Below are 15178 nucleotides of genomic sequence, written 5' to 3'. Positions count from 1 at the left end.
GGGCAATGAACAAGGCATATAAGTTAGTCTGGAGTGCGGTGAATCGGACTTGGGTAGCGGTCAGTGAAGTGATTAAGACCGCCCAAAAAGGCCGTGGCAAGGTGCGTCGGGCAAAAGATAACCGACCCGCCGAACCCCATGGTGGTTTAGCAGGCCTGCTGGCACCCCCCTTAGCGATCAAACCGCTGGCCTTTAGCCTACTGGTTGCCATGACGCCTGTCAGCACCGCCTATGCGCTGGATGCCAACGCCCTACCCACCGGTGGCCAGGTCAGCGCCGGCCAAGCCGACATCAGCCAAACCCACAATGCCTTAGTGGTTCAGCAACACAGCCATAAACTCATTACCAACTGGAACAGCTTTAACATTGGTCGAGATGCCAGTGTGACCTTCCAGCAACCCACCGGTGGCCATGCCCTGGCGCGGATTAGTGATAACAACCCCAGCCAAATCCTCGGTCAGCTCAATGCCAATGCCAACCTCACCCTAGTCAACCCCTCGGGGATTATTTTTGGTGCCGGTGCGCAAGTCAACGTCGGCTCGCTCGTAGCCACCACGCTCAATATCACCGACCAGGATTTTTTAAATGGCCAATACCGTTTTGATGGCCAAGGGGCGCTGGGACAAATCCTCAACGAAGGCCAGCTGGAAGCCTTTGAAGGCGGGCGGATTGTGCTAATGGCCAATCAGGTGACCAACCAAGGACAGATAACCGCGCCCAACGGCGATGTGGCGCTGATTGCCGCCAACAAAGTCACGCTCGATTTTAACGGCGATGGCAGTTTATTAGTTGAGATAGAACAAGGCACTTTAAATGCGTTGGTTGAAAACCAGAACGCCATACAGGTGGGCGGTGGCCAAATTCTACTCAGTGCGCGGGCGCTCGACCAGTTGAGTAAATCGGTGGTGAACAACACCGGCTTATTAGAAGCCAATAGCCTAACCGAACAAGGCGGGCGCATTATCCTTGAAGGCGATGACATTACCCTGACAGCCACCAGTAGCCTAACCGCGACCGGCGCCACCGGTGGCGGCCAAGTGCTGGTCGGTGGTGATTGGCAAGGTGGACAAAACGCAGAACGCCGCGTGTTTGACAACCCGAATGCCCTTTACCAAGCCACCACAGTCACCATGGAAGCGGGCGCAATCATCGACGCCAGCGCCACGGATAACGGCGATGGCGGTACGGTAGTGCTGTGGAGTGATATCAGCAAAGCCGACTCGGTCACTACCGCTAGCGGCACTATCTACGCCAAAGGTGGGGCCAACGGTGGTGATGGCGGGCAGATAGAAACCTCGGGTGCTGAGTTGATTTTTGACGATATAGTTGTTGACACCAGCGCAGCTGACGGTACTGCCGGTGACTGGCTGCTCGACCCCTGGAACTTCTTTTTTAATTCCAGTCAGTTAAATACATTGGCCTCTAACCTTGCTGGTGCCAATATCACGATTGCCACATCGAATTCCAGCGCATCAGGTGGTTCAACGACTCGTTTTGGAACAGGCCACATTGTTTTCCAATCGAATTTTAACTATTCGGGCAGTGCTGCGCGAACCTTAACACTCACATCTAATGCAGACATTTGGATCAACGGTAATATCACTTCAACAGGCGGTGGATTGAATTTGTCGTTTAATGCGCCTACAGGAAAAAGAGTTCTACTTGACGGTGATATTAACACCAATGGTGGTTCGGTTAGTTTTCAAAATGGCGCGTTCGTGCATTTTCAAAAAGCCAGTGGCGATCAAACGGTCACAGCCAACGGCATCAACTTTAATGGCGTTTCCAACTTGCGGCTATTGCGACACGACGGAACGCTAACACTAAATAGCGGAACGGGCAGCTTAAATATTTATGCCAATGGAACCGTAGAGCAAACCAATACCCGTTATACGATTAGCGCACCACAGACATTGATCGAATGGGGCGGAAGGCATACCAATGGTACCAAAGTTTATACGCCTGACATCGTAGCAGGGCAAGAATACACGGTTCAGATTTATTATTGGCCTAATTGGGTGACTGGTGATCTTGGTCGTCTTGGTATTCAAACAGGTGGAAGTACCAACAATGAGTACTATCGAGCCACCAAAAACTCGTCCACATCGCTTGGTAGCATCACAGTTCGTAGTGGCGTGCTGCACCAGCAATCCAATCCTTCCGGTAATGATGTTGTCGCTGAAATTGCCTTTGTTGCACAGCACACAGGAAAACTCTATACGATTTCCCCCTCAAGTGGTTCAGAGATCGAGTTAAGACTTTTAAGGGAAACCGCCTTTTCAACGACCACGCATTCTACGGGCAGTCGCTCTTTGGTCATGGCTTCTAATGGTGGTCAGCTGCAACTAAGGGAGACTGAGTTTAAGGACTTAGCCAATATTACGTTTAATATAGAAAATAATGATATTGCTTATTTAAATGGCGTTATTTCCGGTTCTACCAATGTCATCAAAGAAGGAACGGGGCGGATTCGTTTTTCCGGAGCCAATACCTATACCGGTACAACAACGGTTAACGCCGGTCGATTGAGGCTTGTTCCCTTTTATTCTGGAAGTACATCTTTAACAGGTGACTTCATCAATAATGCTGAGGTGACCTATGAAGCAGGAAGCGATAATAATCGCGCAGCCATCTTCTTAGACGGTAATATTTCCGGGACAGGCACTTGGACGATAGATAGTTTGGTAGCACCGTCAACCGATACTGCAAGCAGACTGATATTTAGAGGAAACGCCACAACATCCGGCCAGATTACGGTTACGAATAACGGAAATTTTTGGTTTGAAGGGAATGACATCAACCTGACCTCGGCTATCCACCTCGATGGTGAGAATACCAGGCTTAGGCTTTATGGTGCAGTGGGTGATGTTATCAAAACAGGAACCATTACGGGAACTGGAACGGTTGACTTCACAAGAGGCGGTGGCGGTAATAATCTGACCCTAGCCATTAATATAGGAAGTAGTGATGCGCAGTTTGATGGAGTTTTTTCAAACACAGGTATCTCTTCAGGCCCAACGACATTAAACATTCGTAAAGAGGGTAGTGGCACTTACACTTGGACGAACAACCATACTTATACTGGTATTACAACTATCCAAGACGGCATGCTGGTGCTGGCAAACAATGTGCCTGTTACAGACAGTGCGGAATTTGCGGGCACCGGCAAGTTACGTATTGAGCCGGCGGGCGCGTCTTTCACTAGTCCGTTCTCCACAGCTGGCTGGTCTTTTAACAGCACGCTAACCGGCTTAACCATCGGCAAACAAGACAATAGTGGTAATGTAACAATCGCTAATGCAATCAATATTGCTGGCCCGATTTCGGTGTATGGCGGAGTTGTTACGGTTAATGGCGCATTAACCGCAGCGGGTGACATCACCTTAAAAGCCAGCGGTAACAACGATGTATTGTTAAATGCCGCCATTACGAATACCGCAACCACAGCCACGGCACTGACAATCGAAGCCGGCCGGCATATCCGTTTGGGCAATACAGCCGCTATTACTTCAAACACTGCGGCTATGGCCACGCAATTATGGGCGGATACCAATAGCACGGGCGACGGTATTATTTATTTTGAATCAAGCGGCATTAATACACGTGGCGGCAGCTTAACTTTTGGTAAAGATGGGCAAACAAAAACTATCGGCGGTAATAGTGTATTGGTGGGTGGCGATGTGTTCTTCCAGAGAAGCACTGCGCAAACGCTGACCAGCGGCGGTGGAGCAATAAACATCTATGGTGAAACCATTGTTGCCAATACGGCTGGGTTAACCATTAATAGTGGTAATGGAAATGTGACACTGCACGGTTTGCTCAATTCCGGCAACCGATATGAAGGCATTAACCATGGTAGTGGCTTAACCTGGGGGACTGCGCGTGATCTAGCGAAAGGTAGCATTGGTGGTGCTGCAGGCGAAGGGGATAGTTACTTGGCCACCATTACCTCTAGGCTAGAAAACTCGATTGCCGGTTTGGCTGTCAACTACCAAGCCGCATGGCTAGGTGGCCAGCGAGTAACAGGGGTGGGAACAAATAGTCTATGGCGCTGGGTAACAGGCCCTGAGAGTTTGCAGGATACTCATGGGTTGGTGTTCCATGATGGCATTAATGGCGGGGTTGCTGTTAATAATGCCTATACCAATTGGAATACAGGTGAGCCTAATAACAACGGAAACAATGAAACAGTCTTACAATTTGTGGGCTCGCAAGGTCAATGGAATGATTTAAGGGACACAAGTACATCGCCTAGTCATTATGTGAAGGAAACCAACCTTGCCCCTTCATCAGTCACCATCAATGCCGGCACCGGTGAGGTGCATATTGACGGCGGGGTGGGTACGGCTAAAGCGCTGGGTTCGCTAACTGTCACCTCAAGCGCCACAACGGTCACCGGTAACGGCTTGGTAACCACCGGTGCGCAAAGCTACAGCAGCTCGCTGACGGTAAATACCAATGCAGCCAATAACCCGGATGTGCGCCTTGCCGCTGGCGAAACAGGCATTAGGGTAGCAGGGCCAATTTCGGTTTATGGCGGCACCATTGCCATTCAATCGAATTTGTCATCTACGGCTTCAAATGCGGCCATTTATCTTGAAGGCACACGCATTTCACAAAATTCTGGCGTGAAGGTAGAGACCAACGGCGGAAATATCACCTACAAGGTTGAAAATGCAGCTTGGACCAGCGCGGTTGACCAAGCCATCCTTATTGGCTCTGGTGATGGGACACTGACAGAAATACTCGCCAAGGGTGGTGATATTGAAATTACAGCGTCCTATGCCACAACCGGCACAACGGGTAACAATAATGATCACGCGATCTTTATTAATAATGCAAATATTGTGACCACTGGTGCGGGCACCATCAGCTTGGTGGGCGATGCGACCAACAACGCGAATGCAGGCAACTCTATTTGGGGTATTACGTTTAACGCCGGCGGAACACTCCGTACCGAAAGCGGAAGCATTACCCTTGAAGGAACCGGCGGCAAAGCAGGCAGCAATGTTCGTGGCATAGTCTCTGATGCCAGAAATGCGCAGATTTTGTCTAGTTCTGGCGATATTACGCTGATCGACCGCAAGCCTGTTGGTTTAACCGGAACTTATTTTGGACTCTATTTAAGACCTCGCAATGATAGTAATATCGTTATTGGCGCTGATGGCACAACGGTTGCAAGCAGTAGCTCAAATGTGACCATTCAGGCAGACAGGTTAACCTTTGAGCCGAATTCCACTAGCAAAGTCAACATCAACACCTCGGGTGATGTTGTTCTGGAGTCTTTGGCCGCGACTATCGAAGGTACGCCAAACTTTGACGCACTCACTATCACGGGCGCACCGTCAAGCTTGCGCATCGGTAAAACCACAAACGCATCGAACATCACCCTAAACAATGCCATTACAGCGGCAGGGCCGATTTCAGTTTATGGTAATGCGCTCCATATAAATCAAAATCTAGAAACAACGGCATCGGGCGCGAATATTCTGCTCAAAAGCTTTGGTGCAGGCACAGGGAATGACCACGGGTTTATTGTACTTGCCTCCGGCAAAGACCTAACCACCAATGGTGGCGATATTATTTTATGGTCCAATGCCGCCAATCGCACTAGCGGGACGGCAAACAACGAAATCATCCTGGCAGGCGCTAACACACTCACCTCCAATGGCGGACGCATTGTATTAGCCGGTGGTTTGGATGATGGCAGCAATGGCGGCACAGCGGGCGACGGCATTCCCGATGGCTATGCCTATCGGGGTGGTAATACCGGCAGTGCCGTTGAAATTAGAACCAATGTAAGTCTGCTTTCCGATGGCGGTGATGTGATTATTCGTGGTCATGCTAACCCGAGTGGCGTGGCGGGCAGCTACAACACCAACTTAAGGGGCTTTGGTGTAGCCGCTCGCGAGGGTTTTGTGTTGGATTCAGGCACTGGCACTGTGGGCGTTTACGGCCTAAACAACAGTGATCACGCCATTTGGTTAGGACCCAACGGAACTGTTGGCCCAAGTTCGATCGCCATTACTTCGGCCAGTACTGCAACAAGTGCTATTACCATTCATGGCGAATCAACCATAAATTTTGCGGGCTTTGGCGTTAATTGGGACGGGCAAGATGGTGGTAGTCGTGTACTAATACAGTCAACCGCAAGCTCTGGCGGTGGCGTTTCTATAACGGGTATGAATAACGGCAAGAATGATGGAATTATTTTGGGGCGTTTGGGGACTGATCAACCCATCCAAATATTGAGCCAGGCCGGCGATATTTCGCTCATATCTAACAGCCGAATTTACCTGCGTGGGCATGATATTTATTTAGGTAATCGCAAAGACGACATCGATGTTAACGGTATTACACCTACGCCAAATGCATCTAGCAGCAATGTTTTAATTCGGACGGATTATATAGATGAAGGCTCGAGTGCTAATAATTTTATAATTTCGACTACTGGCAGCTTCACCTTCGAGCCTTTTGGCACCGCTTGGAGTACTGAGGATGTGGGTACTACATTGGATGTTTCGGGAACGCTGGACAACAATAACTTTACAGGGTCTGGTGATGTAAGGTGGTTGAATATTCTTGGTGTCAGCAACCTTACCGGTTTAACAATTGGCAAAGAGGGTAACTTAAGTCACATTAAGACTTATACCCCATGGTCGATTAATGGCCCAATTTCATTGTATGGCAGCAATATCACCATCGATCAAAACCTCACCACCTCTGCAGCAGGCGCAGGTGTTTTACTGAAGGCTAGCGGCAACATCACGCTTGAGGCAAGCCGTGCCGTTGTTACCAATGGCGGGGATGTCACGTTTTGGTCAAATAGCGATGGCGAAACGATCAACGGTGGTTTTATCTATCTAAAAGATAACGTGACGTTGGATTCCCGTACCGCATCTGACAGAACCGCCAATAATGGTACGGCTGATGATGAAGGTGGCGGGTCTATTACCTTGGGCGGTGGTGCTGACTCGACCACGCTCACCAGTGGAACTATTGTACCGACAGGATATGCACTCAATACCAGCACTACGCTTAGAGGTGGCATTAACCTTGGAATAGAGAGTGGCGCCGGAAGACATAACAGTAATGTGACTGTGCTGTCCGGCGGTGGCGATATTTCATTTAAAGGGCGGCAAACATCGGTATCTGGGAAAACATCATCATATGACGGTGACTCTGCCGGGATTAATGCCTACGAAGGGTTTACCTTGGATGCGGGTAAGACAGGAAATATTACCTTAGTTGGAAGTGTGGAGTCAGCGGCTGCCTACTCAGATGGTTTGAACCTTGGTAATTATGCAACGACAGCTGGTGTTGGCTGGGCATCCTACATAAAAACGGTCAATGGTGATATCTCAATACAGGGCTCTGCTTCTAACGCCACTACACATAGCCGCGGTGTCATTCTTGCGGGCGGCGATGTGGGCATATTTATCCAGAGTACCGGCACAGGAAGCATTGATATTTCAGGCACGCCAGGGGGATCAGGCGACCAGTACAACATTCTGTTAATTGGCGCCAATATTCTTGCCAATAGCGGAGCAATCAATCTTACCGGCGGCAGTACAGGTAAGATATTCAGCAACAACTTTGCTTCGACTATTGGCTACAAACCTGGTTCAACTGTGACCAGTTCAACCAGCAATATTACGGTAACCGGCGATAACTTTGATTTAAGTTCCGGGTTTAACTTTAATACCGCGGGCACCTTGACGGTTAAGCCTTATAGCGCCTCATTTACATCGGCTTTCAACACCGATCAGTTGACCTACTCGGCGGATTTATCTGGCCTAACCATTGGTAAGTCAGGTAATACCGCCAATATTACCATCGGCAGCGCCACAGCTATTGCCGGTGATATTTCGCTGTATGGTGGCGATATTGCGATTAATGGCGCCTTGACTGCGACGAATGGTGCTACGCCTACTCCAGTTCTCAGCAATATTAATATTTTTGCCTCTGGCAATGTGACGCAAACGGCTGCGATTGCCGCGGATCGGTTGCGGTTATTCAACGGTGGCAATTTTAATCTGACGAACGCCAGTAATAGCGTGAACGTACTTACCGGCGGAATGACTATTCAGCGCCTTGGTAGTTTGGCGTTCACCAATGCCGGTGCGTTAACTGTTGGTGATAGCAATCCCACGGCTATTGCAGCTATTGGAACAGTGAATATCGCCACGCATACGGGTAACTTAACGCTAGCGCATAGTATTGACACGTTAAATGCCAGTAATACAGCAGTTGTGCTGAATGCTGAAAAGAATGCGGCAGCTGGCACGGCTGCTGGCGGTAATATTCTCTTAGGTGGCGGTAATCCATCTATTACCGTTGGATCGGGTGGCCGGGCAACGCTCTTTACTGGCAGTGTTACGGGTAGCACAGGCCTGGTTAGTGTGGGCAGTACTTATGGTCTGGTTGCAAATGGCTCAGGCCGTTTCCGCTACGGCAGTGATGAAACCACTACCAACTACACCGCTGCATTGGGTGGCGGCATTTACGCGATCTATCGTGAGCAACCCACGCTCACTTTAACACCGGAAGCGCAAGCCATCGTTTATGGTGAAGCACCAGCATTAACCGTGACTGCGGGCGGTTCCACCGTTAATGGCGACACCTTGGCACAAGCGGTACCGAATGCCCCGAATGCTGAGGTTTTTGCTGATGCCAATGCAGCCACGGCTGAAGTCTTAAATGCCTCTGGGTTTTATAATGCGGGTAGCTATGAATTGCGGGTTGAGCCTGTCACCACTTCGGCGTTGGGCTATTTATTAGCTACCACAACCAATACATTGACCATTGATAAACGGGCCGTGACGGTTACCGCGAACAATGCCTCGAAGTTCTATTCACAAACCGATCCAACGGGCTTTGCTGGGGTCAGCTTTACCAACTTGGCGGCGGGTGAATCGACTACGGGCAATACTATTACCCTAGCACGTATTTCTGGCGAAGCCCCTGGCGACTATGTAATTACTGCAAGCGGCGACTTAACTACGACCAACTACAACATTACCTATGCCCCTGGTACGTTCACCATTGTTCCGGTGCAAAAACTGCGGGTAGAAGTGGGGCAGCAAACCGCTACTTATGGCACCGAGGCCGTGTATACCGCCACCAGCGCTAAGTATGTGACTGGCCCGATTGTCACCTTAGGCAATGGTGAGGCCGCTGGTTTTGCTCAAAATGATATCGTGGAGTTGTTGGATAGTGGCAACAACGTTTTGACCACCGCGACCGTTCAACTGATAGAGGGCGATGTGGTGACTTTGGCCGCTGCTGATCCTAACAATTTTGCTGGGGTGGCGTCTATTCGTAAAGACGTTGGTGGTACTGTTACCATGGGCACTGTCAGCCAGGCAGATGTAGTGGAAATTGCTCTGACGCTAACCGACGCTTCCGGCAGTGCTTTTGCGGCTACGAACAACAACGCCCTAGTCTTTACCGATGCCAATGATCAAACCATCACTTTTAATATCGATGGCACAGGTACCCGCAACAGCAATGGCTGGTGGAATGTGGGCACCTATTCTCTGGCGGCAACGGATATTACAGATAATATTGTTGGGGTGACCAATGGCATTCACATTGATGGCAATTTGGTGGTTAATCCTAAGCTGCTAAATATCTCCACCACCAAGGTCTATGATGGTTCCCGCGCTTTTGATGGCACCATCGATACCGGCGTGACGGGTACTCTAGGTGCTGAAACCCTGACTTACACCAACGCGCAGGCCAACAGCGCCAATGTGGCTGATGCAACGCACTTCACCGCGATGACGTTGGTAGATGGTGCTCATGGTGGTGTGGTCAGCAACTATGTATTACCGTCCTTAACGGCATTCAGTGATGAAAATACCGTCAGCATTACCCGCAGGGAGCTGACATTGGCGGCCACTAAGGTGTATGACGGTACAATCAACCTGAGTGAATCCAATATCACGCTTACCGGGTTGGTCGAAGGTGAAACCTTGGCTATTACCGCAGCAACCGGTAGCTCGGCACGGGTGGCGGTTGAGGATAAGTTTATCGACTCCATTACCCTGGCCGATGCCAGTGGTTTGGTGGGTAACTACGTTATACAGGAGCTGAACCCAGTCAGTGGCGCAGCATTGGCACTGACTAACTTTGATGCAGCGAAAAACACCCTCACTATTACACCGCGCGAACTGCAAATCACGCTGGGCAATACCAATGTGAGCAAGGTGTATGACGGTACTACTGATGCTAAAGTCGGCGACGGGGTGCAGGCAAATGCCGATTTTGTACCGGTGTTTGTTATTGCTAATGCGGTGGGGGACGATAGCTTCGTTTTTGACTATACGGCGGTTTACAACTCAAAAGATGTGGTCAGTGCAAATAGCCTGGATGTCACCGGCATTGCCTTTAGCACTAACGGCATTACCACCAGCGTGGGCTCTGAAACATCGGATTACACCTTTAACACTGAGACCAGCGTCGCAGCCAGCATCACGCCGCGCCCACTCGCTGTTTCAGGTACGGGTGTTAGCAAGGTGTATGACGGCACCACCAGCATGGACAATGTTTCCGTGGGCTTGGTGGCGGTTAGCGGTCAGGTTGAGTCGGGTTTGATAAGTGGTGAAAGCATAACTGTATCGGGCGGGGTAGGTGCCTTTGACTCGGCTAATGCGGGTACAGGGATTCGTTACACCTTAACCAGCACAGTTGACAATCCGTTAACTGTGACTGCCGTTGGCAGCACCCTGGCTAGCAACTACAGCATTCCCGGCGGTGGCACCACCACCATCACCGGTAACGATGGAGTGATTTTCCAGCGTCCATTAGCGATTACCTTTACCGGCGACACGCGAGTGTATGACGGCTCAACAGCTGCAACCGTGTCGGTCAGCTTTGCCAACTCTGATTTTGCGCCAGTCGCGAATGACGACCTGGTGATTAATCGCACAGCGGTGTTTGACAGTAAAAATGTCGGCAGTGGTGATGAGCGTGTGACGGTCAGTAGTGTCAGCTTGTCAGGTGCCGCGGCGGATAACTATCGTATTACTTTTGATGAAAACAACGTATTGCACCTGCATACCAACGGCGGTTCGGGCAATGATGCGGCTGGTTATAACGCCGCTGCGGCTGGTGAAATCACCCGTCTTGATTCCGTCACCTGGATTGGCACCGCAGACGGCAATTGGTTTGATCCCGCTAACTGGGCCTCAACCGCTGACGAAACCATCACCGGGACTGTGCCCGATTTGGCCAACGTCGCCAATGTGGTCATCCCGACCGGTCATACGGTGAGTTTTGGCAGTACGGTGTTGGTACCGGCAGAAAGTGGTGCTGTGGACATTGAATCCCTGATCGGTTCAACAGCGACGCTGGATATCTCTGCAGGCACGCTTAACATCGGTAGCGGCGGCGCCACATTAGCAGACCTGGTTCAAACCGGCGGCAGCTTCACCAGTACAGGTGCGGTGACAATTAGTGACAGCTTTAGCCAAACCGCGGGTACCTTGACCACGACAGGTTCGGCTGCGCATCTGAGCATCACGCAAACAACGGGTGATTTAAGTTGGGTTAGCTTGACCTCCGGCGGCAACTTGACAATTACCAGCCCTGGTAAAACCCTGTTTGGTGATACCACAGTGGGCGGAAATCTTTTAAGTACCACGTCAGGTGCTGGCGCAGCGGGTGGTGTTTCTCAGGCGACAGGAAGATTGGTTGTTACCGGCACGTCAGCCTTTATCGCCGACACCGGCACTGCACAAATCGCCTTGCTAAATGCCGCCAGCAATAACTTTGGTGGCGCAGTATCGTTTGTGGGCGCTAATGACGGCAGCTGGCAAAACATCACGCTGGTTAATGGCGTGGGTGGTCTAACGCTAGGCACGATCAACGCGGCTGGCTTCCTAAATGTCACCAGCACCAGTGGGGCGATTGATCAGGAAGAAGACAGTGAGATTGTTGTCACCGGTGCCACCACACTGCTAGCCAGTAATGGCGGGGATCCGGCCACTTTCTACGACATCACGCTGGATGGTGACAATAATTTTGGCGGTGTTGTGAATGTTTTAGGCGGTAAGGATGTGACCCTCAATGACATCGACAGCCTAACGCTAGGCAACGTAACCACCACAGGCAAGCTGGATGCAACGGCTGGAACTAACCTTGCTCTTAATGGCACAGTCAATGTTCAAAGCTTGGATTTAGAGGCGACGGCGGGCAACATCACGCAGGGTGTTGACAGCACGCTGACAGTGACCCAAGGACCAACCAATCTTGAAGCCGGTAACGACATTACGTTGGATAAAGCGAACGACTTTAACGGCGTGGTGAATGTGTTGGGCGGTAAGGATGTGACCCTCAATGACATCGACAGCCTAACGCTAGGCAACGTGACCACCACAGGCAAGCTGGATGCAACGGCTGGAACTAACATTGCCCTTAATGGCACAGTCAATGTTCAAAGCTTGGATTTAGAGGCGACGGCGGGCAACATCACGCAGGGTGTTGACAGCACGCTGACAGTGACCCAAGGACCAACCAATCTTGAAGCCGGTAACGACATCACGTTGGATGGGAATAGCAATGCCTTTACAGGCAAAGTTACCGCCGACGGCGACAACGTGAATCTAGCCGCCACCGGTAACTTGGATGCGGATGTGACGGCCAAAACCGATGTGACGCTCAATGCCAGCGGTAATCTCACCGCCGAGGTTGAAGCGGGCGGAGATGCTGACCTCACCTCCGGCGGAAATATGACCGCTGATGTGAGCGCAGGTGGAAACGCCACCGTGGATGCGGGCGGTGTGTTGACTGCGGCACTGAATGTCACCGGCAACAGCACCCTAACCTCGGTGGGTAATATGGCGGTTTCTGGCAACAGCCAGAACCTGACCACGACCACCACCGGTGCGGGCAGTAGCACCAGTTTTGCCAATACGACAGTTCGTGGCAACTTAAATAGCACCACCAACAACGGCAACATTTCCCAAACTGGTCCGTTGAATGTGACCGGCACGACAAACCTGGTAGCAGGCACGGGTGACATCACCCTTAACAACGCGGCTAATGACTTTGTGGGTGCGGTGACGGCCAGTGGTAAGGATGTGGCGCTTAAAGATGCCAATAATCTGAACGCTACGGTCAATGCGACCGGGAATGCCACCGTGGATGCGGGCGGTGTGTTGACTGCAGCATTGAGTGTTGCCGGCAACAGCACCCTCACCTCTGTGGGCAATATGACGGTCTCCGGCAACAGCCAGAACCTGACCACGACCACAACCGGTGAAAACAGCACGACCACATTTGGGGTGACGACGGTGCGCGGTGATTTATTGACCACCACCAACAACGGCGCCATCACCCAAACCGGACCACTGAACGTGACCGGTACAGCAGGCCTGGTGGCAGGCACGGGTGACATCACCCTTAACAATGCGGGTAATGACTTTGGCGGCGCAGTAACCGCGACCGCTAAGGATGTGGCGCTTAAAGATGCCAATAATCTGAACGCTACGGTCAATGCGACCGGGAATGCCACCGTGGATGCGGGCGGTGCGTTGAATGCAGCACTGAATGTCACCGGCAACAGCGATCTGACCTCCGGCGGTAATATGACAGTCTCGGGCAACAGCCAGAATCTGACCACAACCACTACGGGCGCGGGCAGTAGCACCAGTTTTGCCAACACCACAGTGCGTGGCAACCTAAGCAGCACCACCAACAACGGCGCCATCACCCAAACCGGCCCGTTGAACGTGACCGGTACAGCTGACCTGGTATCAACCAATGGCGACATTGCGCTAACCGATTCAAGTAACGCCTTTGGCGATAAAGTCACGGTCGATGGCGACAACGTGAATCTAGCCGCCACCGGTAACTTGGATGCGGATGTGACGGCCAAAACCGATGTGACGCTCAATGCCAGCGGTAATCTCACCGCCGAGGTTGAAGCGGGCGGAGATGCCAACTTAAGCTCTGGTGGCACAATGACCGTAGCGTTAGATGTGGATGGCAACAGCGATTTGAGCTCTGGCGGTAACATGAGCGTTGAAGGCAGTGCAACGGATCTGAATATCACCAGCGGTGGCAGCACCACATTCGGTGAAACCACCTTAGCGGGCAATCTTGATGTCACGAGTGCCGAAAACATCACCCAAACCGGACCACTCAACGTGACCGGTACAGCCGGCCTGGTGGCCGGCAGCGGTGATATTGTGCTAACCGATGCCAATAATACCTTCAATAGTCCAGTCAATGCCGAGGGCAATAACATTGGCTTGACCGCCAAAACCAATCTGGCGCTAAACAATATTGCGGCCAGGGGTGACCTCAATGCGCGTTCGGTTGAGGGTGAGCTGACCCGAAACCGGGATGCTAACTTTACGGTAGGCGGTCGTCAAAGTCTGTTTGCCCGTGGTGGTGCGATCAGCTTTGATCCAGCACCGATTGTGCCGATGACCGATGTGAATGCGGCGGTAGCGGGCATGACATCCGGTAATGAATTGTTATTACCGACGCTGGTCAGTGCCGATGCCGGCAGTGATTCGGGCGGCTCCAGTGAGGGCGGTGCCGGCAGCACCAATGTGGGTTCTGCGACCAGCAGTAGCCAGTTCGGTGCCCGTCGTAACGACTTTAGTATTGAACTCAACGAAGTGGATGTGGTGGTGCAGTCAAGTCTGCAAGCCTCAGACATGGGAGCGGCGCCTGCGACCGCTAAGCTGCGTGTGGGCAATCAAACGCTTGAGTTGGGCGTGAGCTCGACGTCACAGACCAGTGTGGTGCGCACCAGCCAAGCCAGCTCGGATGTCAGTAGCGTGCGCACACTCAGTGTGACCCAAGTGAATGGTGCCGGCGCAAGTCGTACCGAGGTGTCGGTAGCGCAAAGTGGCGGTGTCTTGAGCGTCAATCAAGGTCAAACGGCGGTGAGTGAGTCGGTTGAGCCGGTGGCGTTGAACGCACTCAACGTGGTGGATCGCGTAGAAGCTCAGGTTGAGCTAGGGGTTGATGCGTTGGTGGACTTGGTGGTAGAAATCACCGATGATAACCAACTGATCCTCAATCTAACGGATGAGCAACTTGCGCGTTATCTGATGCCACAATTAGTATCCTTGGGCTTAATGGCCGCGAGCTATAGCTTTGGGATCACGGTTGAGGCGGTGAGCAACATCGTTATTCGTTCCGGTAATTAAGCTCTATT

The 15178-nt window shown here is 51.5% G+C and carries 1 protein-coding gene; it reads left to right on the top strand.

Annotation, left to right across the window (positions count from 1 at the left end; translation table 11 throughout):
• The first annotated feature begins 5 nt into the window (after nt 1-5).
• The gene (locus THICY_RS07495; protein WP_013836010.1) at nt 6-15170 is read left to right on the top strand and encodes a YDG domain-containing protein; all 15165 of its coding nucleotides are present in this window, start codon (nt 6-8) and stop codon (nt 15168-15170) included.
• Nucleotides 15171-15178: the final 8 nt, after the last annotated feature.

Source organism: Thiomicrospira cyclica ALM1, assembly GCF_000214825.1.
GTDB classification, from domain to species: domain Bacteria; phylum Pseudomonadota; class Gammaproteobacteria; order Thiomicrospirales; family Thiomicrospiraceae; genus Thiomicrospira; species Thiomicrospira cyclica.
The sequence above is the reverse complement of the archived record's forward strand: the minus strand, read 5'-3'. Positions and strand labels throughout refer to the sequence as shown.

Bases quoted from the DNA above. Each gene is read 5' to 3' on its own strand.
- THICY_RS07495 (WP_013836010.1), top strand. From the start codon at position 6: ATGAACAAGGCATATAAGTTAGTCTGGAGTGCGGTGAATCGGACTTGG.